Annotated in this window: 22 protein-coding genes; 8 read left to right on the top strand and 14 right to left on the bottom strand. The window is 59.5% G+C overall.

Features of this window, described 5'->3' with window-relative positions:
* Nucleotides 1-68: 68 nt before the first annotated feature.
* Both DMP17_RS10435 and DMP17_RS10430 read left to right on the top strand, forming a co-directional pair.
* Nucleotides 69-1,700, top strand: coding sequence for an FMN-binding glutamate synthase family protein (locus DMP17_RS10435; protein WP_337829018.1), 1,632 nt, complete (start codon nucleotides 69-71; stop codon nucleotides 1,698-1,700).
* 11 nt (nucleotides 1,701-1,711) lie between these two features.
* The gene (locus tag DMP17_RS10430; RefSeq protein WP_337829017.1) at nucleotides 1,712-2,185 is read left to right on the top strand and encodes an NUDIX domain-containing protein; all 474 of its coding nucleotides are present in this window, start codon (nucleotides 1,712-1,714) and stop codon (nucleotides 2,183-2,185) included.
* A gap of 249 nt (nucleotides 2,186-2,434) precedes the next feature.
* Here the strand turns inward: DMP17_RS10430 and DMP17_RS10425 are convergent, their stop codons facing one another.
* The 7 genes from DMP17_RS10425 to infC all read right to left on the bottom strand — a co-directional run bounded on the left by DMP17_RS10425 (nucleotide 2,435) and on the right by infC (nucleotide 9,550).
* Nucleotides 2,435-3,286, bottom strand: coding sequence for an RDD family protein (locus tag DMP17_RS10425; RefSeq protein WP_337829016.1), 852 nt, complete (start codon nucleotides 3,284-3,286; stop codon nucleotides 2,435-2,437).
* Nucleotides 3,286-4,344 (bottom strand): stage II sporulation protein M, encoded by a 1,059-nt coding sequence (locus DMP17_RS10420; RefSeq protein ID WP_337829015.1) that lies wholly within the window; start codon nucleotides 4,342-4,344, stop codon nucleotides 3,286-3,288. The genes DMP17_RS10425 and DMP17_RS10420 overlap by 1 nt, the downstream gene beginning before the upstream one ends.
* The gene (locus DMP17_RS10415; protein WP_337829014.1) at nucleotides 4,341-5,684 is read right to left on the bottom strand and encodes a DUF58 domain-containing protein; all 1,344 of its coding nucleotides are present in this window, start codon (nucleotides 5,682-5,684) and stop codon (nucleotides 4,341-4,343) included. The genes DMP17_RS10420 and DMP17_RS10415 overlap by 4 nt, the downstream gene beginning before the upstream one ends.
* 23 nt (nucleotides 5,685-5,707) lie before the next feature.
* Complete coding sequence (locus DMP17_RS10410; protein ID WP_337829013.1) at nucleotides 5,708-6,664, bottom strand: AAA family ATPase; 957 nt, start codon at nucleotides 6,662-6,664, stop codon at nucleotides 5,708-5,710.
* Nucleotides 6,654-7,922, bottom strand: coding sequence for a hypothetical protein (locus DMP17_RS10405; protein WP_337829012.1), 1,269 nt, complete (start codon nucleotides 7,920-7,922; stop codon nucleotides 6,654-6,656). Before DMP17_RS10405 ends, DMP17_RS10410 begins: the two co-directional genes overlap by 11 nt.
* Nucleotides 7,919-8,653 carry a DUF4129 domain-containing protein gene (locus DMP17_RS10400; protein WP_337829011.1) on the bottom strand — a complete coding sequence of 245 codons (735 nt, stop codon included), beginning with the start codon at nucleotides 8,651-8,653 and terminating at the stop codon, nucleotides 7,919-7,921. The genes DMP17_RS10405 and DMP17_RS10400 overlap by 4 nt, the downstream gene beginning before the upstream one ends.
* 360 nt (nucleotides 8,654-9,013) lie before the next feature.
* Complete coding sequence (gene infC, locus DMP17_RS10395) at nucleotides 9,014-9,550, bottom strand: translation initiation factor IF-3 (protein ID WP_337829010.1); 537 nt, start codon at nucleotides 9,548-9,550, stop codon at nucleotides 9,014-9,016.
* 176 nt (nucleotides 9,551-9,726) lie between these two features.
* On the opposite strand from infC, the gene DMP17_RS10390 reads away from it, so the two are divergent.
* Nucleotides 9,727-10,281 (top strand): hypothetical protein, encoded by a 555-nt coding sequence (locus DMP17_RS10390; RefSeq protein ID WP_337829009.1) that lies wholly within the window; start codon nucleotides 9,727-9,729, stop codon nucleotides 10,279-10,281.
* A 170-nt stretch (nucleotides 10,282-10,451) separates the two neighbouring features.
* Complete coding sequence (locus tag DMP17_RS10385) at nucleotides 10,452-10,967, top strand: OmpA family protein (protein WP_443217846.1); 516 nt, start codon at nucleotides 10,452-10,454, stop codon at nucleotides 10,965-10,967.
* A 370-nt stretch (nucleotides 10,968-11,337) separates the two neighbouring features.
* On the opposite strand, the gene copM is transcribed toward DMP17_RS10385, so the two are convergent.
* The 3 genes from copM to thrS are packed head-to-tail and all read right to left on the bottom strand — an operon-like array spanning nucleotide 11,338 to nucleotide 14,955.
* The gene (gene copM, locus DMP17_RS10380) at nucleotides 11,338-11,859 is read right to left on the bottom strand and encodes a CopM family metallochaperone (RefSeq protein ID WP_337829007.1); all 522 of its coding nucleotides are present in this window, start codon (nucleotides 11,857-11,859) and stop codon (nucleotides 11,338-11,340) included.
* A 9-nt stretch (nucleotides 11,860-11,868) separates the two neighbouring features.
* Nucleotides 11,869-12,939 carry an HNH endonuclease gene (locus DMP17_RS10375; protein ID WP_337829006.1) on the bottom strand — a complete coding sequence of 357 codons (1,071 nt, stop codon included), beginning with the start codon at nucleotides 12,937-12,939 and terminating at the stop codon, nucleotides 11,869-11,871.
* Entirely contained in the window at nucleotides 12,940-14,955 is a 2,016-nt protein-coding gene (thrS, locus tag DMP17_RS10370) for a threonine--tRNA ligase (protein WP_337829005.1), read from the bottom strand.
* Nucleotides 14,956-15,204: 249 nt separating this feature from the next.
* Between thrS and DMP17_RS10365 the strand changes: the two genes are divergently transcribed.
* Genes DMP17_RS10365 through DMP17_RS10355 form a run of 3 tightly spaced genes read left to right on the top strand, consistent with a single transcriptional unit; the run spans nucleotide 15,205 to nucleotide 16,802 of the window.
* Nucleotides 15,205-15,606, top strand: a complete 402-nt coding sequence (locus DMP17_RS10365; RefSeq protein ID WP_337829004.1) for a hypothetical protein — start codon at nucleotides 15,205-15,207, stop codon at nucleotides 15,604-15,606.
* On the top strand, nucleotides 15,603-15,794 hold the full coding sequence (locus tag DMP17_RS10360) for a helix-turn-helix transcriptional regulator (RefSeq protein ID WP_337829003.1): 192 nt from the start codon (nucleotides 15,603-15,605) through the stop codon (nucleotides 15,792-15,794). Before DMP17_RS10365 ends, DMP17_RS10360 begins: the two co-directional genes overlap by 4 nt.
* A gap of 51 nt (nucleotides 15,795-15,845) precedes the next feature.
* Nucleotides 15,846-16,802 (top strand): alpha/beta fold hydrolase, encoded by a 957-nt coding sequence (locus DMP17_RS10355; protein ID WP_337829002.1) that lies wholly within the window; start codon nucleotides 15,846-15,848, stop codon nucleotides 16,800-16,802.
* A gap of 211 nt (nucleotides 16,803-17,013) precedes the next feature.
* Here the strand turns inward: DMP17_RS10355 and recQ are convergent, their stop codons facing one another.
* Complete coding sequence (recQ, locus tag DMP17_RS10350) at nucleotides 17,014-18,789, bottom strand: DNA helicase RecQ (RefSeq protein WP_337829001.1); 1,776 nt, start codon at nucleotides 18,787-18,789, stop codon at nucleotides 17,014-17,016.
* A gap of 251 nt (nucleotides 18,790-19,040) precedes the next feature.
* Between recQ and DMP17_RS10345 the strand changes: the two genes are divergently transcribed.
* Nucleotides 19,041-19,514 carry an SRPBCC domain-containing protein gene (locus DMP17_RS10345; protein ID WP_337829000.1) on the top strand — a complete coding sequence of 158 codons (474 nt, stop codon included), beginning with the start codon at nucleotides 19,041-19,043 and terminating at the stop codon, nucleotides 19,512-19,514.
* A 268-nt stretch (nucleotides 19,515-19,782) separates the two neighbouring features.
* Here the strand turns inward: DMP17_RS10345 and DMP17_RS10340 are convergent, their stop codons facing one another.
* The 3 genes from DMP17_RS10340 to DMP17_RS10330 all read right to left on the bottom strand — a co-directional run bounded on the left by DMP17_RS10340 (nucleotide 19,783) and on the right by DMP17_RS10330 (nucleotide 22,492).
* A complete protein-coding gene (locus tag DMP17_RS10340) occupies nucleotides 19,783-21,015 on the bottom strand; it encodes an acyl-CoA dehydrogenase family protein (protein WP_337828999.1) in 1,233 nt (410 codons plus the stop codon).
* 359 nt (nucleotides 21,016-21,374) lie between these two features.
* Nucleotides 21,375-21,944, bottom strand: a complete 570-nt coding sequence (locus DMP17_RS10335) for a YceD family protein (protein WP_337828998.1) — start codon at nucleotides 21,942-21,944, stop codon at nucleotides 21,375-21,377.
* Nucleotides 21,941-22,492 (bottom strand): ubiquinol-cytochrome C chaperone family protein, encoded by a 552-nt coding sequence (locus DMP17_RS10330; protein WP_337828997.1) that lies wholly within the window; start codon nucleotides 22,490-22,492, stop codon nucleotides 21,941-21,943. The genes DMP17_RS10335 and DMP17_RS10330 overlap by 4 nt, the downstream gene beginning before the upstream one ends.
* Nucleotides 22,493-22,583 lie beyond the last annotated feature (91 nt).

Here is a 22,583-nt window from a genome sequence, read left to right as displayed (position 1 = left end):
GCCCCTTGGCGTGTCCCGTGCAGGAAGCTATGACACAGGTTTCCCGTCCTTTTGCAACTGGATGCCCGATGCCCGAATTCCATCTCGGCCGTTATACCGTCTTTCTCCTTATCGTAGCCGCTTTTTTGGGGCTGCTCTGGTGGCAACCGGACAGCCTGTTGGGGATTGGCGCGATCGTCATAAGCGGCCTCTTGGTCCTGCGCGGGATATGGGATCTGGTGCAGAGCGAACATGCGGTGCTGCGCAACTATCCGCTGATCGGCCATATCCGCTGGCTGGTCGAAGCGATACGCCCCGAAATCCGCCAATATCTGATCGAGGATGAAAAAGAGGCGATGCCCTTTTCGCGCCTCCAGCGCAGCCTCGTCTATAGCCGCGCCAAAAAGGAAAATGACGATATTCCGTTCGGCACATTGGAAGATGTCTATGAGGAGGGGTATGAATATATGCTCCACTCCAACCGTCCGGCGGACGCGGTGGACCCGGCGGGCTATCGCACGCTGATCGGCAATGACCAGTGCAGCCAGCCTTATTCGGCAAGCGTGTTCAATATTTCCGCGATGAGTTTCGGGTCGCTGTCCGCCAATGCGATCCGCGCGCTCAACAAAGGCGCAAAAATGGGCGGCTTTTATCATGATACCGGCGAGGGCAGTATCAGCCCCTATCACCGCGAATTTGGCGGTGATTTATGCTGGGAATTGGGGAGCGGTTATTTCGGCTGCCGCGACGCCGAGGGCAAATTCGACCCCGAACTTTTCGCGCGCCAGGCGACCGACCCGCAGGTCAAGATGATCGAAATCAAATTGAGCCAAGGCGCAAAGCCGGGGCATGGCGGCATTTTGCCTGCCAAGAAAATCACGCGCGAAATTGCTGAAACCCGCCATGTGCCGATGGGCGTCGATTGCGTGTCGCCCGCTTCCCATTCGGCCTTTACCACGCCGCTTGAAATGATGGGCTTCATCGCCGAATTGCGCCGCCTGTCGGGCGGCAAGCCGGTCGGCTTCAAATTGTGCATCGGGCAACCGTGGGAGTTTATGGGCATTGTCAAAGCGATGCTCGAAACCGGCATCATTCCCGATTTTGTCGTGGTCGATGGCGCGGAAGGCGGCACCGGCGCGTCGCCGGTCGAGTTTTCCGACCATATCGGAACGCCGATGCGCGAAGGCTTGCTGTTCGTCCATAATACGCTGGTGGGCGCCGGGGTGCGCGACCGTATCAAAATCGGCGTTGCGGGCAAGATTACCTCGGCCTTTGATGCCGCGCATGTGCTGGCGATTGGTGCGGATTGGTGCAATTCGGCGCGCGGTTTCATGTTCGCCTTGGGCTGTATCCAGTCGCGCAGTTGCCACACCAATCGCTGCCCGACCGGCGTTGCGACACAGGACCAGACCCGCCAGCGCGCGCTCGTCGTTCCCGACAAGGCCGAGCGCGTCCATATGTTCCACAAGAAAACGGTCGAGGCGCTTGCGCATATGCTCGCCGCCACCGGCCTCACCCATCCGGACGAATTGCAGCCTTACCATATTGTCCACCGGATGAGCTCGAACCAGATCCGCCAGTTCGACCAGATCCACCGCTTCCTCCAACCCGGCCAGCTTATCGACGGAAGCTGCCCCTGGCCTTATTATGCCGATAATTGGGCGCGCGCGCAGACGGGCAGCTTTGCGCCCGCCACTCTACCGCCGCAAACCAAAGTATAGAAAGTCTGTCGGTGCGCGCCTTACGCCAAAGCCTCTATCGCATCGGCTTTCCGCTGATGCGCTTTTATTGGCGGGTGACGGGCGCCAAACGCTATGGTGTCAAGCTGATGGCGTTTAACGATGCGGGCGCGTTGCTGCTCGTGCGCCATGCTTATGGCAATCAGGAAGCGTGGATGCTCCCCGGCGGCGCGATCGACCGCGGCGAAACGGCTGCGCAGGCCGCGCCGCGCGAATTGATGGAAGAAACTGCACTGGTCGCACATGACCTCAACCTGTTCGGCCATTATTTCACGCAGGCCGAAGGCAAGCAGGATAATGTCGCGCTTTTCACCGCACGGGTCGAAGGCGCACCGCAGATTGACGCAAAGGAATTGGTCGAGGCGCGCTATTTCCCGTTGGACGCCCTCCCGCCCGAAACCTCCCCCGCCACTCTAAGGCGCATCGCGGATTGGCAATCGGGGCGGCCGGGGACAGATAGGTGGTAAATCTCCCCTCCCGCTTTCGGGGTCGGGGGTGGGGGTGGGTCTGTCCGCAAAACACGGCTTAAACCAATGCCCTCCCCACTCGCCTAAATTCGCTAACGCTCATTAAGGCTCCGTTGCCCAGTGAACTTGAAACTGCCCCCAGCAGTTTCAGATTATGCCGGGGGCATAATCTCGTTCACTCGCACGCGGGAGGGGTTAGGGGTGGGTCTGTCAGCGTAAAAGATATTCCCCGGCTTAAACCTTGTCCCCTCACTGCACCGGCTGAAACTTATTCTCGCGCCGTTTGCCGAACAATAAATCGCGCTCGAGCTGCGCGCGCAGCGCGGTGTAATAGACGTTGAGGAAATCCTCGTCGCTTTCCTGCGCTAGCGTGCGGCCGATTTTCTGGCGGATGGTGCCCGCGACCGCCGCCATCGCCTTGGGGTCGCGTTCGCGCACGATGCGCTCCAGTTCCTGTAGCTCGTAAATGCCATAGACCGACAATTCTTCGCGAGTGAAAACCAGCCGCTCGTCGGTCGCGACAGACAGCAATGTCTGTTTGAGCTTGCGGCGGTTATCATCGACCACCCATGTCCCCGCAATCAGATCGCCCATCCGCATCCGGTCCTTGTTGAAAAGCAGGAACAGGCTGAGGCACAGTGACCAGATTAGGCCCAGCACCATCATCGCCCCGCCCAGCGTGCCTTCGGAGCCGTCCACCGCCAGAAAGGTCAGCGGCAGGAAGATTTCCAGTTCGCGCATCAGGTTGCGCGCGACCACGGCATCGGCGGTCAACCGCCCGCCATCGCGCGCGACAACACGGATACCGACCAGCCGCTTGCCCGGCGTCGCGGCGCGCTTGCCCAGTTCGAACCAGAGGAAATAGCCGTTGCGCAGCACGAAAAAGCCGAGCATCCAGATGATCGCGACGGTCGATTGGGATTGGTTCAAGGTGAAAGCCGCCGCCACCGACATGGCAATCAGCACAAGCACAATCAGGATGAGGTCAATCATCAGCGCCGCCAGCCGCGATCCTGCGCTGGCGATATTGAGGCTGAGCGCGACCCCTTCGGGCGTGATAAAGTCGCGCCGCTTTTTGTCCTTGCCGGTGGAGACTGCCATCAGGCCGCCCCTCCGGGCAAAAGCCGTGGCCGCTTATCGGCACGCGCGTCTGCCGGATTTTTGCGCCCGCGCGGCAAATAGAAATAGGTGAGCCAGAAAAACAGCATCATCCCGCCAATCGCATAACGCAGCCCTGTCGAACCGACCAATTGCCGCCCGAACCCTTCGAGCAATCCTGCGCAAAGCAGCATGATGACCACCCCGATCATCACTGTCGCCGAACTGCGCCCCGCAACCGATGCGGCGTGGAGGCGGTCATGCGCGCCGGGGAAGGCGACGGCGGTGCCGATCCGCAACCCCGCCGCGCCCGCCAACACTATCGCGAAAAATTCGGTCGTGCCGTGGATAGACAACCAGCCGCCAAATTCCACGCCCAATCCGGCCCGCACAAACACCGCAATCATCGCTCCCAACGTGATACCGTTATAAAAAAGCAGCACCAGCGTCGGGATGCCAAAGGCAAAGCCGAGCGCAAACGCCATGATCGACACTTGGCTATTATGGGTGAACAACATGGTCGCGAAAATTTCGAGGCCCGATTGCGCTTCGGCCTTGAGCGTGTCGGCAAGCTCTGCGCGCGAGGCTTCCGGCGTGCGGCCTTGCGCCATATCCTCGGACATCAGCACATGATACCATTGCGGGTCCGCGCTCACCAGCCAATAGCCCGCCAGCACCGCGAGCAGCATCACGCCGAACGAGACCAGCACCTCTTTCCACAAGCCCCGCACCGCGCGCGGCCAATCTTCGCGGAAAAATTTGCCCATGCGCGCACTGGTCGATTCGCGCACGCCATAGAGCAGGAAATAACCGCGCAGAGAGAGGCCTTCGAGATAATCGAGCATCGCGCGGTCAAGGCTGGTCGCGCGCGCAATCGACAGCGACGATAAAGTGGCGCGATAGAGCGCGGGGAGGCGCAGCAATTCTTCGTCGGTCAACGAGCGCGCCGACCCTTTTTCCAGCCGTGTGAGCAGCCGGTCAAACTCTTCCCAGTCGGCCTCGCGCTCCTCGCGGAAACGGGCGGTCGAAAAACTGAGATCGGCGGTGCGGCTGTCGCTCAAATCAGGTTCCTCCGCTTGATGGTGAGATAGGCATCGACCAGCTTGGCGTTCATCGCATCATGCGGCGCTTCGACCACATGGACGCCCATGCGCCGCAACCGCGAAATGGTGATTTTGCGGTCGCGCTGCATTTCGGCGGCCATATTGGCGCGGGTAATATCGCCGGCGCTTTCGGGGGTGCGCGCGATTTCCGCGTCCAGTTCCTTGTCGGTCATCACCATGCACAAAATCACATGGCGGTTGACCAGCCGGCCTGCCGATTTGAGCATCAGCTCGGCGCTGGTCGGATCGGTGAATTCGGTGAACAGGATGATGAGCGAGCGATGGTCGAGCGATGCGCCAAGCGTCGTCAGCCCCAGCGTATAATTGGTCTCTTCAAAATGGTAATCAATCCGTGCGGCAGCGCGTTGCAGCGCACCGAAATCGCGGGTGTTGGAATAAATGCCGCTCGCCACCTGAGGCTTTCCGGCAAAGCTGAACAGGCTGATGCGGTCATTGGATTTAAGGCCGATAAAGGCGGTGAGCAGCGCCGCCGACACCGCGCGGTCAACCTTGGGGATGCCATCAACCGGTTCGCACATCGTCCGCCCGCTGTCGATCGCCAGCACGATGCGATTATTGCGTTCGGTGCGGAATTCCTTGGCCAGCAGGCTATTGTGCCGCGCCGATTGTTTCCAATCAATCGCGCGCCGGTCCATGCCGGGCTGATATTCCTTGAGCCGGTCAAATTCGCTGCCTTCCCCGGCGCGCAACTGGGCGAGCGTGCCGAAGATCGCATCGCGCATAAAAAGCCGGATGCCGTCCTGATGCACCGCATGGGTGGAGGGTGTGATCGCGACATCGCGGTTGATCGGGAAAAAAGCCTGTTTCCACACCATCCCCAAATTGCCGCGCCAGCGCAGCCAGCCCGATTCTATCTTCGCAACCCCGCGCCGGTCACCGAGCAGCGAAAAGCGCGCATGGCGTTCGCCATCGCTTTCCCCGTCGCCACCATTGTCCCCGGCGCTATCATTTCCCCCGGGGCTATCCACAGGGCCGAGCGGGGCTTCGACCCGGCCATCGGCCTGAAGGCGCTGGTCGAGCGCAATCGCGACATGGGTATCGGCGGGGAGCGCCGCTTTGGGATGGCGAGCGGTCACATCCAGCGTAAATGCCTGTCCGACCCCCGCCGAGCGCGGCACACGCACGGTAAGGTCGGCCTGATCGGGGATCGCGCCGGTCAACGCATCAATCGCTACCAGCAGCGCGACAAACATCATCCAGCCGAGCGCGACAATCCATAATTCGGGGCGCAGCAGACCCGCGACAAGAGCAACCGGCGCCCCTGCGGCAACAAGCATGATAGGACGGGCGGTGGGGTAAATCACCGCGGGGCCTCGACCTTTTCGACCAGATTATCGACAATCGCATCCATCTGCCGCCCGTCAATTTCGGCGCTAGGGGACAGGATCATGCGGTGGCGCAGCACCGACGGCGCGAGCAATTTCACATCATCGGGGATGGTATAATCGCGGCCATGCAGCGCCGCGCGGGCGCAGGCGGCGCGGGCGAGCAGGCTTGCCGCGCGAGGGCTTGCACCGCTTTCAAGGTCGGGGCTTTCGCGGGTCGCGCGCACAATATCGACGATATAGCCGACAATTTCATCGACCAGCGTGACCTTGGACACGGTCTCGATCGCAGCGGCAATGCCCTCGGCATCGGTCACCGCTTCAACCCCGAAGCTGGTCGCGTCAATCTTGGTGAACAGCCCGCCATGCGCGGCGACAATGCGCTTTTCTTCCGCGGCATCGGGATAGCCGATGGCGAGTTTGAACAGGAAGCGGTCAAGCTGCGCTTCGGGGAGCGGATAGACGCCTTGCTGTTCGATGGGGTTTTGCGTGGCAACCACGGTGAACCGCGGCGACAAGCCATAAGTGTCGCCATCAATGGTAATTTCGCGCTCCTGCATCGCTTGCAGCAAGGCAGCCTGTGTTTTGGGCGGGGTGCGGTTGATTTCGTCGGCGAGCAGCAATTCGCAGAAAATCGGCCCTTTGGTGAGGGTGAAGCTGGAGGTCTGGAAGTTGAACAGGTTCGCGCCCAAAATGTCGCCCGGCATCAGGTCGGGGGTGAACTGGATGCGCCCGAAATCGAGATTGAGCGCGCGGGCAAAACTTTGCGCCATCAACGTCTTGGCGGTCCCCGGTGGGCCTTCGAGCAGCACATGGCCGCCCGAAAACAGCGCGATGACCAGCTTTTCAACGCTATCTTCCTGTCCGACGACCGCCTTGCCGACTTCGGCAATGATCGTGCTGCCCAATGTTTTTACCGCTTCAATGCTCACGCAATACACCCTTTCTCCACCGGCTCATTTCCCGGCCAATTTTTACCATTTCGCCCGCGTCCGGTGCGCCGGTCATTTCGTGCATCAGTTGCGAAAAACTTTTCATGTTGGTTGGCGTGAAGCGGTCGAGCCAGCGGTTGAGTGCCTCATCCTCCAGCCCCGACGGCGCTTTAAGCGCGCTGGCCAACTGGTCGCGCACATGGCGCGCATAGACGCCCGCACCATGATGGTCCTTGCCCGCCTGCTTCATCAATTCCGCGCCATTGGCGATCAGCGCATTTTTGCCGAGCGCAATTTCGCGCGCGCGCCGGGCTGGCGGGCCAAAGCGGTTGAACGCCTGCCAGCCTGCAAGGATGGCGGCCAGCACCAGACAGAGGGTGACGGCGAGAAAGGGCGGTTCGAACAGGAAACGCAGGATCGACTTTTTCTTGCCGAATCCGTTCAAGGTGACGTCGAACGCAAGCCGGTCGGCATCGCCATAGCTTGCAATGCGCGACAATAATTCCATCGCCGCCTTGCCGCGCGCCTTGTCACGCAGGCCGTAATTGTTGAGCAAATCCGGCTCGGCCAGAATGAACACCGGATAGTCGGGCCAGCTTGTCGCGACCAGATATTTGCCGTCTGCCAGACGCAGCCCGTCCTCGCACGCCGCGCAATCAATCGCGATATAATCGGGCGGCAAGATGAGGTGGACCGGCGCGCTGCCATCATCAAAGCTGGACGCAACCGGCTGTGCTGTCTTCGCTGCGCCCGCCACGCGCTTGGCCGACATTTTTACGCCCCAATATTCCTCGGGAATCTCGTTCGAAAACATGAAGGGCGTGTCACCCAACCGCTGCACCCAGCCGGGACGCACCGGATGTTTTTGCACCAGCCATTTGGGGAGGATGATCAGCGTCGGGCCATTGGCCTGATGGGCTTCTATCTGTTTTTTGACCGCATCGGCCTCGGTGCCTAATTCGGGGGTCAGCACCAGCAGCGCGCCTTCGCCTGAATCGTCTTCATCGCGATGGACGCTGCTCGCCATGCCGCTTTCCTTGGCGAGCGCGACGAGCGCGGAAAAACCCGTCGCGCTGTTCGATAGGGCGTGCGCGCCGCCATTATTGCCGCTCGAAAGCTGGGGCGAATAAGCCGACAGAAAAGTATAGGCCGCAATCGACAAGGCCCCCGCGACAATCACCGCAAGGATGATGCGCGGGTCGAACGCGCCGCCAGAAGATGCCGGGGCCGACGCGCCCGCGCGGCTTACCGCCGTCATGCCGGAAGCTCCGCTGCGGCAAGGGCACCATCACCGGCGCGTCCGCCCTTGGGCTTGGTCCAATTTTCGCGCTGGGCAAAACGGCTATAGGCATCGCGGCACCGCTCCCAGCCTTCACGGTCGACCGGACGGCGGCCGAACAGGCTCAATTCGACCACATCGGCAATGGTCGCAAAAGCGGCGCGGGCGTCGTCGGGCAATTCCGGCGCACGGGCAATATCGCGCGCGGTAAGCGAAGGCTTCAGCAATTTGGGCAGGCGGGTTCCGATAATCCCGATGCTGCGCCACAACAGCAAATGCACGGCTTCGGCATAATAGCCCTCCGCCGCCAAGGCTTCGGCCTCTTCGAGCAAGGCGCGCGCGCGGTTGATTTCGGGTTGCCAGGCATCGGCTTCCGTATCGGGACTGGTGCGGGCAAATCTCTGGTCCACCCAGATGCGGAAAGCGGGGAATATCCGGTATAGAATATAGAGAAGCAGCAAGGCCGCGAGCGCATAGATGAAATAGCGGATGCCGCTGCTCGCCCCGCCCAGAAATTCGAAAAGTTTGGCGAGCCATTCGGGCGGCGGGTCGGGCGGTTTGATGCTAGGGAAATCATATTGGATCTGCCCCATGCCGCGCACCTTATTATAAGCCTGATCGAACTGGGCGGGATCATATTGGGCCGCAACCCAATCGCCTTGCGCGGCGCTATCCGGTGCGGCGGTATCCGCTACTGCGCTGTCCGGCACTACATTGTCCGGCAGAGCGCCAGGCGTTACCACAGGAGTCGGCGTCGGCGTCGGTGGAGCAGGCGGCGGCGCGGGGGGCACGGCAATGGCGGGGGCTGAGCTTACGCTCGTCATAACGATGAAGTCGCTCCCATATCAGACATCTGCCGGAGCCTGTTGGTGTAACCCGCTTTTGCGGTTTGGCAAGTCTTGCTTTGCTCCATTGTCCGGCGGAACGCAGTGCGCGCGGACAAGGTTTAGGCGTTCCTTACACAGCAGGCAGCACACACCCTACGCACAAAAAAGGGGCCGTAAAACAGCCCCTTTCTCATGTGTCTTCCTCATGCGACGGCCCAAAGCCCGCCGCTTTTATCCCCATGCTTATTTGGGCGACAGCACCATCAGCATCTGGCGGCCTTCCATGCGCGGATAGGCTTCGACCTTGGCGATTTCCGCCGTGTCTTCGGCCACGCGCTGGAGCAGCGCCATGCCGAGTTGCTGGTGCGCCAGCTCGCGGCCACGGAAGCGCAGGGTCATCTTGACCTTATCCCCTTCGCCGATGAATTTCGCGACCGCCTTCATCTTCGTTTCATAATCATGATCGTCGATGTTGGGACGCATTTTAATCTCTTTGATTTCCTGCGTCTTCTGGGTTTTGCGCGCGAGATTGGCTTTTTTCTGCGCTTCATATTTATATTTGCCGACGTCGAGGAATTTCGCGACCGGCGGGTCGGCATTGGGAGATACTTCGACCAGATCAAGCCCCAGATCGGCGGCCTGTTCAATCGCTTCTGCCGTGAACATAACGCCCAGATTTTCGCCCTGATCGTCGATTACGCGGACCTTGGGCGAGGAAATAAATTCATTATAGCGCGGTCCGGACTTGGGCGGCGGGGCCAGCGGACGGCGGGAAGTCATGGGCGGACGTATAGCAGTATCTCCTGAAATTGTTACAGACGGATGGCCCTATGTAACGATTATGCCGCCCGATGAAAAGAGAGAGTGACGGGTATCCGCCGTTTTTTTGACATAACGAAACTTTTCGGCAACAGTCGGGTTTGTAGCTAAGCATTTAGAGAGAGGGAGTTTTGTATATGCGTCCTACCGTAAAGGTTGCTCTGGCAAGCCTGTTGGCCATTCCCGCATTGGCCGCTTGCCAGGTCAAGGATGATAAAGCCGACACCGGTTCAACCACCACATCGAGCGCAACGCCCCCTGCCGAAACCCCCACCCAATCGACGATAGCGGTTGAACAAAAAACGGAACCGGTCGCCCAAACGGTGATCCAGACCCAGCCCGGATCGGATGGCGTGGTGGTCGATCTGAACAAGGTGGCGGTGACCGGCGATGTGCTGACCGTCCAATTGAGCGTTAAAGCGCCCAATGAAGACGGGAAATCCTTCTATATGTCCGAGCGTCAAATCAGCATCATTGATGACGCAACAGCGCAACGCTACAGCCTTTTGAAGGATGGTGAAGGTAACCCGCTCGCCTCGCCTTTGTCGGGCACTAGAGTCGGGAACTATATTTCAAAGGGAAGCACAGGGATTGTCTGGCTTAAATTCCCGGCGCCGCCTGCGACCAGCAAAACCGTGTCGATCAACCTCCCCGGTGTCGCGCCGTTTGACGGGGTTCCGGTTACGCGATGAGCAGGGCGCACACGCAGCATCGCGGCTTGGCAGGGCGGGGCGCAGGGAAAGGGGGCATCATATTGGCCCTTTGTGTTCCTGCCTTGTGCGTCCTAGCCGCCTGCTCGCCCGCCCCTGACAAGGCATCTGACGAGGCAGGGTCCGCTATCGCCGATAGCGCGCAAAACGCCGTGTCTGACGGGCAGGGGACGGCGGCCACGGCAGCTGCCTCATCGGCAACCGGCACGGTGTCTGCTGTGACGGGGCGCGGGGAGGCTCTTAAGGGCAATGTCAGCAGCCTTACCGGCAAGGTCTCCGACCTGTCGGTGCGCGTGACCGAGACCGCAACCATTGTCGACCTGCCCGCCGATGTCTTGTTCGAATTTGACAAATTCGCGCTCGCGCCGTCCGCCGACGCGCCGATGCAGAAATTGCTCACTTATGTGCAGGCAGGCGGCAGCGGCAAGATTATCGTCACCGGCTATACCGATGCCAAGGGCGAGGATGATTATAACCGCACCCTTTCCCAAAAACGCGCGCAAGCGGTCGCCGACTGGCTCACCGGCAAAGGCGTCGATGCAGCCCGCCTCGATATTGTCGGCAAAGGCGAAGCCGATCCGATCGCCCCCAACGCCAAATCCGACGGCAGCGATGACCCAGACGGCCGCGCCAAAAACCGCCGGGTGAGTGTGGTGATCCCGAAATAAGCCTGAAAATAAGCCTGAAATCGGATAGGCGAATATTTTCAACACCGTTCGTGCTGAGTAGGGTTCGCAGAACCCGTATCGAAGCACCGGTTTAAACCAAGCCCTTCGATACGCCTCCTTACGGAGGCTACTCAGGGCGAACGGTGTTGGAAAATACCAAAACGGAGTTAGAAAATACCGGAACTTACGAAAATTCTCCGCACCTCTACGGCATCATAGCCCGCGCCAGCGCCCTACTAACTCCGCGTCTTCGCGCCTCCGCGAGAATATTTTCTAAGCACAGCCCGTCGAAGAATGGGCAAAAGGTCCGAAAATCTCTGCGCCTCTGCGAGAACCCAAGCAAGCCCCGAAGCTTAACCCTTGCCCAAAATCAATGCCCCGCATGGGCATCATGGTCTTGCGCCACCGCAGGCTCTGCCGCCGCGGCACCTGCAACTGGCGCAGTATCCGCACCGCCCTTGCCCTTTTCCTTAAGCCACGCTTCCATCTCCGCAATCTCGTCGGCCTGCGCTTTGATGATACGGTTGGCCAGATCGCGCACCTTGGCATCCTTGCCATATTTGAGCGCGACTTCGGACATGGCAACCGCGCCCTTATGATGCGCGATCATGCCTTCCATGAACGCAACATCGGGGTCGGCATCAATCGCGGCCATACCCTTGTGCATCTCGACATTCACGGCCTCATAAGCCCGCTGCGATTCGTTGAGCATGGCAGAGTCGGTGCCAGCGGGGGTTTCGCTCTTATGCGCGCTATGGTCCGCATCGGGCGCGGCGTCGGACACCGGCGTTACATTGCACCCGGCCAGAAGGCTTGCGGCGAGCAAGCCGGTCAAGGCAACAGACTTCATCTTCTTTCTCCTTAGTGACACACGTCGCGCAATGTTGATCATCGTTCAAATCTAGTTGCTAAAGCCGAACACTTGTCGGTGATAGGCGAGATAGCGCTCTTGCCATTGGCTGGGTGCCACTGTCAGCCGCGCATGCTGCAAACCAAGCCTTTCACGGTCCATATCGGAAATTTCAGGCGAGATTAGCATTAGACCCTTTGCATCAAAACTAATTAAACCCCTGTCGAATAGAGCATCGAGATTAGCTGTCAGCATCAACCCATTGTCCGCACTGAGGCGCTCTGCTGTTGTCTCACAGTCTCTCCATGGTTTGATATGAGACGCCCGTAACATTGCAGGTATTTGACATCCTGTAACAGCACAAGAGTTTCGCCATACTTGCATGACTTGCTTCCGAAATTTTCCCTGCCCTAAACGCGCTCGGACAAGATTCGCTTTTTCGGAATTCGATAGGTCGCTAGTTAGAATGTTCTGTACGTCTTCTTCGATTTCTTGCTGATCGCGATCAAAGCTACCTGCTGTAGTGTCTCCACACTCCATTATTAAAGAATCGGTATTACTTTGATGCTTTTCGGTAATGTATTCTTGTAAAAGCGCAGCAATTTTCAGAGATTCTACGGCTCCGGTCTCTGACTCACCATACCAGATAAGGCTTTGCCCCATAGCGTTCTTCCCGCGGGGAATGAAATGAGTACGGCGCTTGTGAGATAAGAGGAAGGCATCTTCTTCGTTACACTCTGCAAAATAATCTACCAGGCTGAAACCACTTTGTTGATGGTGAGGAGAATATGGTAACTTTTGACGCCTGCGATGAACACGCGCGTTCCGATACAAGCCAACAACAACAGTCTTGCCACCTCGCGCTCTTGCTGACCAGACAACAGTTACACTGTCAATATAGTCTGCATCCTCGGATGCACCTATCCGAGTAATGTTTATGGTCTCGCTATTGGGTGGCTGAACATAACCATAGCATTTTCCATCGATGGGCATGAAGTTACAGACCTCATGCTTATCCGTCCAAGATCCACCGTCAAGGGGAATATCTGAATCTGTTATGCCTCTATATTCATCCATCCAAGCGACGTTGAAATAGATAGTGGGCGGTGATTTTTCTTTCATCTATCCCCGCAAATCCGGTGGTGTGGCTTCTTCTTTCAACCGCGCAATTGCTTCCTCAAGCGTCAGGATTAACTGCGGTTGGTCGGAGCCGAGGACGCGTAGGGCGACCTTGTCTTCTTCGGCTTCGCGTTTGCCGACGACGAGCAGATTGGGGACTTTGGCCAGACTATGTTCGCGGATTTTATAGTTGATCTTTTCATTGCGCAGGTCGGTTTCGACGCGGATACCCGCCGCCGCCAGTTTCGCCGTCACGTCGCGCGCATAATCATCGGCTTCGGATACGATGGTTGCGACCACCGCTTGCACCGGCGCGAGCCATAGCGGGAGTTTGCCCGCATAATGTTCGATCAAAATGCCGATAAAGCGTTCATAAGAACCGAAAATCGCGCGGTGGAGCATGACCGGACGATGCTTGCCGCCATCTTCGCCGACAAAGCTGGCATCGAGCCGTTCGGGCAGCACGCGGTCGCCCTGGATCGTGCCGACCTGCCATGTGCGGCCAATCGCGTCGGTCAGATGCCATTCGAGTTTAGGCGCATAAAAAGCGCCTTCGCCGGGTAATTCTTCCCAGCCATAATCGTCATTGGCCATGCCGGCGACAGCAACCGCGTCGCGCAATTCCTGTTCGGCCTTGTCCCAATCCGCTTCGGAGCCGAACCGCTTTTCGGGGCGCAGCGCGAGCTTCACATGGTAAGAAAAGCCGAAGTCCCGATAGACTTCATCGGCAAGCGTGCAAAAAGCCCGAACTTCTTCGACCACTTGGCTTTCGGTGCAGAAAATATGCGCGTCATCCTGCGTAAACTGGCGCACGCGCATCAATCCGTGGAGCGCGCCGTGCGGCTCGTTGCGGTGGCAGCACCCCATCTCGCCCAAGCGGATTGGCAGGTCGCGATAGGAGGTAATGCCCTGTTTGAACACCAGCACATGGGCCGGGCAATTCATCGGTTTGATCGCCATCCAGTCCGCATCGGGCGCAACCTTGGGCGTTGCCCCGGCGCCCTCGGCATCCACTTCGGGCACAATATCGGGGACCGCGAACATATTTTCGGCATATTTGCCCCAATGGCCGGATTGTTCCCACTGGCGAATGTCCATGAGCTGCGGCGTCTTGATCTCGCGATAGCCCGCGCCATCCATCTTGCGCCGCATATAGGCTTCGAGTTCGCGCCAGATGCGATAGCCTTTGGGGTGCCAGAACACCGAACCATGCGCTTCCTGTTGCAGGTGGAACAGGTCCATTTCCTGCCCCAGCTTGCGATGGTCGCGCTTGGCAGCTTCTTCAAGGCGGTGAAGATGCGCGTCGAGTTGCTTTTTGTTGAGCCAGCCCGTGCCGTAAATGCGCGAAAGCTGCGGGTTGCGCTGGTCGCCGCGCCAATAAGCGCCGGACACGCGCATCAGTTTGAACGCATTGGGGTCAAGCTTGCCGGTCGAGGGGAGATGCGGTCCGCGGCACATATCGAGCCACGCATCGGGCGCGGTCCCGGCGCGATAGACGGTCAATTCTTCGCCTTCGGGAAGTTCCGCCGCCCATTCGGCCTTGAACAATTCGCCTTCGGCCTGCCATTTTTCGATCAGTTGCTGGCGCGACCAGACCTCGCGCACCAACGGTTCGTTGGCTGCGATAATCTTACGCATTTCGGCTTCGATCAGCGGCAATTCTTCTTCGGTGAACATGCCGCGTTCCGCCGTCGGCGCAAAGTCATAATAAAAGCCGTCATCGGTCGAAGGGCCAAAGGTGATTTGCGTGCCGGGCCACAGATTTTGCACGGCTTCGGCGAGCACGTGGGCATAATCGTGGCGCGCCAGATCAAGCGCATCGGCTTCATCCTTGGCGGTCACCAGCGCAAGCGCTGCGTCGCCTTCCAACGGCCGCGTGAGATCGCGCAATTCGCCATCGACGCGCGCGGCAATCGCCGCTTTGGCAAGGCCCGGCCCGATCGCCGCAGCAATGTCCGCGGGGGTAGTCCCCGGCGCAACCTCGCGGGCGGAGCCGTCGGGGAGCGTGATGCGGATCATTTCGGACATGGATGTATCGGACCTTCAAAAAGGGTTGATGGAAAGGCGTTCCTTTGCCTGCAAAAGCGTGATTTCGCAAGAGCGGAAGGCAGGACGAGAGGCAGGACGAAAGCGGCTTGGATATTAACCCGATGGGCGTGCGGTTGGCGCATGATATGACAAGCTTGGCAATCATATTGTCAATGATACTTGACAAATCGCGCGACTTATATGTAAAGGTAACTTGTCTTATTAGAAAGGACCCTTGATATGTCCAACCAACGCAACCCTGCTTATAGACGCTACCTCCAGCGCTTCTTCCCGGCGACCATAGTCTATGTGGCCGCGATCTTGCTGGCGAGTTGGTTGATCCCGGACGGCGCGAAGGCGACGCCGCTCACGGTAGGCATCGCGCTGCTCCCCGGTCTCGCGATTGCAGCGATGGTCTGGGCGATGGGGCGGCTGCTCGTCGAACTGGATGACGAATATTTGCGGATGCTAGAAGTCCAAAAGGCGCTGATTGCCACCGGCATCAGCCTTGCCGCGACCGCAACATGGGGCATCCTCGAACTTTATACCGATGTGCCCAAAGTGCCGCTTTTCTTCGCCTTCCCGCTCTGGTGCGCGGGTCTTGGCATTGGCAGCTTGTGGCAAAAGGTGCGCGGAGCATGAAGAACCGTCTCAAAGTGCTGCGCGCCGAACGCGACTGGAGTCAGCAGGATCTGGCCGATGCGCTCGGCGTCTCGCGCCAGTCGGTCAATGCGATCGAAACCGGCAAATATGACCCCTCGCTCCCGCTCGCCTTCAAAATCGCCGACCTGTTCGGCATGGCGATTGAAGAGATTTTCCAGCGCGATTGAACCCTCCGGTGTCACGCGCCGCAACCGACGATGTAAGGAAAGGGTAATTTCATGAAAAAGTCACTCGCTGCCATGCTGATGGCCACTACGTTGCTCGCCGCGCCAGCTTGCGCAAAGCAGCCTGCCGGGGATGCACCGCACAATGAAGTGAGCGCTCCCGCAACGCTCCCCGCCGGGGAAGTTGCCGAGGGAAAGCGTTTCACGGTGCTGGTGACAGGCAATACCAAAGGACCCGATGTCGTACTGATCCCCGGCCTTTCGACCCCGCGCGACGTGTGGGGTGCGACAGCTGATAAGCTCAAAGACAAATATCGCCTGCATATCGTCCAGATACGCGGCTTTGGCGATGCGGCGGGCGTCAATGGCGAAGGGCCGGTGCTGGACGCATTCGTCAAGGAATTGGCCGATTATATTGACGATGACATCATCAACCAGCGCCACGCCGCGCCCGCGCTTATTGGCCATTCGATGGGCGGGCTCACCGCGCTCCTTATCGCCGAACAAATTCCGGGCAAGGTTGGCAAGGTGATGGTGGTCGATGCGGTGCCGTTCATCGGCACATTGGGTTCACCCGATGCGACGGTCGAAACCGTGCGCGCGCAGGCCGACGCCATGCGCAAGATGATGCTCGCCGCCCCCAAAGCGCCGCCTCAACCCAATGACCGCGCCGCGCAAACGGCAGCCTCAATGGTCAAGAATGAAGCGGAGCAACGCCGCGCGGCGGACTGGATACGCGCCGCCGATATGCGGGTGACCGCGCAGCTTTTCTACGACATTATGACCACCGACGCCCGCGCTGACCTTGGCAAGATTAGCGCGCCCGTGACCTTGCTCTACGCACAGGATGACAGCGTCATGCCCGCCGCCGCTGCCGAAGCCGCTTTCGTGCCGCAATATAAAGGCGTCGCGCGTTTCACGCCGGTCATGGTGCCCGACAGCCGCCACTTCATCATGCTCGACCAGCCGGAACGGTTTCACGCCGAAGTGGCGAAATTTTTGAAGGGGTGACAAAAGATCCTCCCCAAGCTCGCTTGGGGAGGGGGACCGTTCGCCGCAGGCGAATGGTGGAGGGGTAAAAGCGATTGCCTTGGCAATCGCGCGCGCCGCTGGCGCGCATAACCCCTCCGTCACGCGCTACGCGCGCGCCACCTCCCCAAGACAAGCTTGGGGAGGAGCTTAAGGTCAGCGGCCAAGACAAGCTTGGGGATGAACCGGAAACTCACCCCGCCTCCAGCACCACGGCTAAGAACGCAGGCCCCCAGGCCTCCAGCTTCCTGCTCCCCACACCATTGACCTCGCCCATCGCCGCCAAATTTTGCGGGCGCACCGTTGCCATTTCGCGCAATGCGCTGTCGTGGAAGATGACATAGGGCGGCATCCCTGCCTCTGCAGCCAGTTCGCGGCGGCGGGCGCGTAAGGCTTCGAACAAGGCGGCATCGGCGGCGGACAGGTTGGAGAGCGCCTCGCGGGTTTCGCGCGCTTTGCGGTCGCGGCGGCGTGGCGGGGGGATGAGCAAGGCAATTTTTTCCTCGCCGCGCAGGATCGGTCGCGCCGCCGGACCAAAGGCAAGCCCGCCATGTTCGGTTTGTGCCAACGCCTCGCGCGCGAGCAAGGTCCGCGCCAAAGGCCGGATCAGCCGCGCTTCGTCGCCTTCGACAATGCCAAAGACCGATAGTTCGTCATGACGTCGCTCGCGGATACGGTCATCTGCTTTTCCGGTCAGCACCGCCTCGATATAGGAAATGCCATAAGTGTGGCCGGTGCGATGGATTGCCGACAGCAATTTTTGCGCCAGCACGCTCGCGTCGGTCTGGTCGGGCGGTTGCAGACAATTATCGCAATTGCCGCAACTCGGCGGCGGATTTTCGCCGAAATGGCGAAGCAATATCGCGCGGCGGCATCCGGCGGTTTCGGCGAGCGCAGCAAGCGCATTGAGCCGTGCGCGTTCGGCCTCGCGCCGCGCCGGTTCAATCTCGCCCAAGCGTTGGCGGGCTAGTGCAAAATCGCTCGCGCCCCAGAACAGATGCGCTTCCGACGCATCGCCATCGCGGCCCGCGCGGCCGGTTTCCTGATAATAAGCCTCGACCGATTTGGGGAGCCCTGCATGGGCGACAAAGCGCACATCGGGCTTGTCGATGCCCATGCCGAACGCGATGGTGGCGACCATCACCATATCTTCGGACGCGACAAAGGCCGCCTGATTGGCGGCGCGTAATTGCGGCTCCAATCCTGCATGATAGATGCGGGTGGCACGGCCTGTCGCGGCGATTTTGGCGGCAATTTTTTCGGTCGCGGCGCGGCTTTGTGCATAGATGATGCCGGGGCCGGGCTGACGCTTTATGAGGTCCACCAACTGCCGGGGTCCATTGTCGCGCGGGGTGATATGATAGCGGATATTGGGCCGGTCAAAGCCCGCAACGATGAGGCCATCGGGGGCAATGCCAAGCTGGGCCAATATATCCGCGCGGGTATGTTCATCCGCCGTTGCGGTCAATGCCAGACGCGGCACATCGGGAAAACTGTCGAGTAGGGGGCGCAGCAAGCGGTAATCGGGGCGGAAATCATGGCCCCATTCGGACACGCAATGCGCTTCATCAATCGCAAATAAGGCAAGCCGCGTTTGTTCAAGCAACGCCTTGAACCCCGCACCCGATGCACGTTCGGGCGCGACATAGAGGAGGTCGAGCGCGCCTTCGAGCAAGCGCCGGATCGTCTCGTCCCGGTTGGTATCGGCGGAAGTTAATGTCGCCGCGCGGATGCCGACCGCTTCGGCCGCACGGAGCTGGTCGTGCATGAGGGCGATCAGCGGTGATATGACGATCACCGTGCCCTCCAACGCCACCGCCGGATATTGGTAACAGAGCGATTTGCCCGCGCCGGTCGGCATGACGGCCAGCGTATTGCGCCCCGCCATCACCCGCGCAACCACCGCTTCCTGCTGCCCGCGAAAGCCGTGAAAACCGAAAATATGATGGAGAAGGTCGGGATCAGTCACGCCGCGTCCCTAGCGCAGGGGGAAGGAGGGGGGAAGGGTGTCGATTATCTGTGCGCAACAAAGGAGGGTGCGGCGCGTTGATGCAACACCTATCCCCTCCCGCTTGCGGGAGGGGCAACGCAGACTTAGGAATTTGAACATAAGTGAAAATTCTTAGTCGCAGTCGGAGTGGGCAGAGGTAGGCGCAATGCTTGCCGACAGACCCTCCCCCAACCCCTCCCGCAAGCGTGAGGGGAGTTAAGAGGATACCCATGACCCCATCCTTTGAAGTTTTCATCATCGTCGATAAACCACCCGCATTGGCCTATGAAGCGGTCGCGGACCCGGCGCGCTTATCCGCTTATTTCACCACCGCAGGCGCCAAAGGTCGCGCGGAAACAGGCGCAACGGTCACATGGGAATTTGCCGATTTCCCCGGACCCTTTCCGGTGGAAATTATCGAGGCAACACCCAATGAGAGCATCGCCTTCCGTTGGGACAGCCAAGAAAAAACCAACAATGAGAAACAGGGTGAAACCCCGCTCAAGACCGAAGTGCGCTTCCGTTTCGAACCGCTCGACAGCGGGATGCGGACCAAGGTGACGGTCAGCGAAGGCGGATGGACCGATACGCCCGAAGGTCTCAAAGCCAGCTATGGCAACTGCATGGGCTGGTCGCAAATGCTGTGCGCGATGAAGGCTTGGCTAGAGTATGGGATTAATTTGCGGAAGGGCGCTTATATCTAGGCTCTTCACCGGGCTTGTCTTGGGCCGCATCCCTTAAGATCCTCCCCAAGCTTGCTTGGGGAGGTGGCGCGCGCGTAGCGCGCGACGGAGGGGTTAAGCGCGCCGTTGGCGCGCGCGATTGCTAAGGCAATCGCCTTTGCCCCTCCACCATTCGCCTACGGCGAACGGTCCCCCTCCCCGAGCAAGCTCGGGGAGGATCGATTACGATACTGGCCCAAGACAAGCTCGCGGAGGATCTTTGTCTTAAGCCCAAGGGGCTTCTCCCTTTTCACCCCCACGCCGTGCCATCCTCGGCGAAGGCGCGGAGCAATTGTTTGGCGACTTGTAATTGCATGATCTGGGTGGTGCCTTCGTAAATCCGCAAAATGCGTGCGTCGCGGAAGAAGCGTTCGGCGTCATATTCGGCGAGATAGCCTGCGCCGCCGTAAATTTGCACACAACGGTCAACCACGCGGCCACAGGTTTCGGTCGCGAACATTTTGGCGGCGGCCGCCTTGCGGATGATATTTTCGCCCCAGTCGGTGCGCGCGGCAGCGTCGGCAATCATACATTCGGCGGCATATAATTCGGCATCGCTATCCGCCAGCATCGCCTGAATGAGCTGGAAATTGGCAATCGGTTCGCCAAAAGCCTTGCGCTCATTGGCATAGCGCAGCGCCGAATCGAGCGCGCGCCGCCCCATGCCGACGCCCATCGCCGCGACTGACAGCCGCCCGTTATCGAGGCTCTGCATTGCGGTTTTGAAGCCCTGCCCTTCGACGCCGCCAATCAGCGCATCGCCCGGCACATGGACATTCTCCATGATGATGTCAGCAATATGCGCGCCCGCTTGCCCCATTTTCTTGTCCGGACTGCCGACCGAAATGCCGGGCGTTTCCAAGTCGATGATGAAGGCGCTGACATGCGCGTTTTTGGGGAGCGGTTCTTTGGAGGTACGCGCCATGATGAGCGCAATCTTCGCGTGCGGCGCGTTGGTGATATAGCGTTTGGTGCCGTTCAGCACATAGCCATTGCCCTCGGCGCGCGCAAAGGTCTGCATCGCGGCGGAATCGGAACCGGAGCCGGGTTCGGTAAGGCCAAAACTCGCAATCTCGCCGCTCGCGATGCGCGGAAGCCAATGGGCTTTTTGTTCGGGCGTGCCGAAATTTTTGATGCCGCTCGTCACCATGCCGACATTGATCGACATGGTCGAACGGAAAGCAGGCGCGGCATAGCTTAACTGCATCACCGTTTCGATATATTGGCTGACATTCATCCCCGCGCCGCCATAATCTTGCGGGATAGTAATCCCGAACAAGCCCATCGCGCGCATTTCGTCGAGAATATCGTCCGGCACACGGTCCGCCGCGATTACCGCCTCTTCCGCCGGAATCAGCCGCTCGCGCACATAGCGTTTGAGCTGGTCGATAAACGCATCAAAAATATCCGCATCCATGCCGGGATTTTGCCCTGCCACCATCGCCACCATTCCCGCCTCTCCTGTTTTGGTTTTATGCAGCATAGAAAAGCGAAAAAGTTGCGCGGCGCAACCTTTATTGACAGCGGGGTAAGTGGGTGGGGGTTTAGACACTCTTCAACTTGCTTGGGCCGAAACCTTAAGCTCCTCCCCGAGCTTGCTCGGGGAGGGGGACCGTTCGCCTTAGGCGAATGGTGGAGGGGTTGCGAGCGCAGCGAGCCTATTGTTCTCTGAGGCGTAGTGTGCTCGCTTCGCTCGCAACCCCTCCGTCACGCGCTACGCGCGCGCCACCTCCCCGAGCAAGCTCGGGGAGGAACTTTGGTTACATGGCCCAAGACAAGCTTGGGGAGGAGCTTAAGGTAAGTGGCCCAAGCCGAGCGTGGGGGACGCTATTCGCATCCTGCCTATTTCCCCGAAAGCTTGTCCCGCAAACCGGCGAGTGCGCCGAACGGGCCGGCATCTTCTTCGCTTACCACGCCCTTTTGCTTGAGGAACGCATCGGCATCCGGGCTACGCGGATAGGGGTCGAGCGAGAGCAATAAGGTTTGGGCGACGGCCTCGCCTATATCAATGGCCGCCTCTTCAAAATGGACAAGGTCGCGATCATCAATATCGGCCGAGCTTTCCGCCATTTCCTCATCGGCCTCATCTTGCACCTGGTCGGGTTCGGGCGAAAAGCGTAAGTTGACCGGTTCATAGAGCGTCACCGCAATCGACTCACCCGTTGCAACGCAAGCCTGCTCAACCTTGGCGCGCAAATGGCCATCTGCCAGCACATCCTCGCCCTCTGCGGTCAGCACGACCTCGGCGTCGAGTTGATCAAGGCTGACCAAGCCGAACCGTCTGGCAAGTGCTGTCCGCTCGGCGTCGTCCGCACTTAGTTCGACGGTCAGCGGTTGCTGCTTCAATTGGGTCAAACGATAGACACGCGAAAATTCGGGTGCGACCGGGGCTGCAGGATTTTTGCCGTTCATGCCGGTTGCTCCTTATCCTGCGCGGCATGGGTGTCCGGCACATGGCCCGCCACAAGCTGTGCCATGTCCATCGCGCCGAGCGATGCTGCATAGGCTTTGAGCCCGGCAATCACATGGGCGCGTTGCTGTGCGGGGGCCTCTTCGCCGCCCCAGATATTGCGGGTCACGACCGCATCCCAGGCATCACTGCCGTCCAGCGCGGCGCGATAGGCTCCCAGCCTTCCGCCCAGCGCGCTCATCAATTTGCCGATATGTTTGCCGACTATCATGTCGCCAATGCCGAACTGGCGCAGTTGCCCGTCCATATCCTCGACAAATAATTCGGTGAGGAACACGCTATTTTGCGTTTGCGCGTCGTCCCGTTCAAGTCCGAGCAAGGTCAGCGACAATAGAGCCGCTACCATCTCGAACCGGCCTTCGCGCGTATCGGGGACGCCGCCCGCACTATACCAATGCACCCGCCGCGCTTCGGCGACGACGGCATTATAGAGGGGAAGCATCGCTTCGCGCGGATCGGACCGGTTCAGAAATTTGGACAAAAAGGACATGGGTTCGCGCTGTAAGCCAAAACGGGATAGAGTGCCAGATGCTGCTTCGCGCTTGTCAGGAACGCGCCGCTTGGCCTATGGGATGGACAAA

The organism is Pseudonocardia sp. TMWB2A, assembly GCF_017312135.1.
This window is presented reverse-complemented; position numbering and strand designations above follow the sequence as displayed.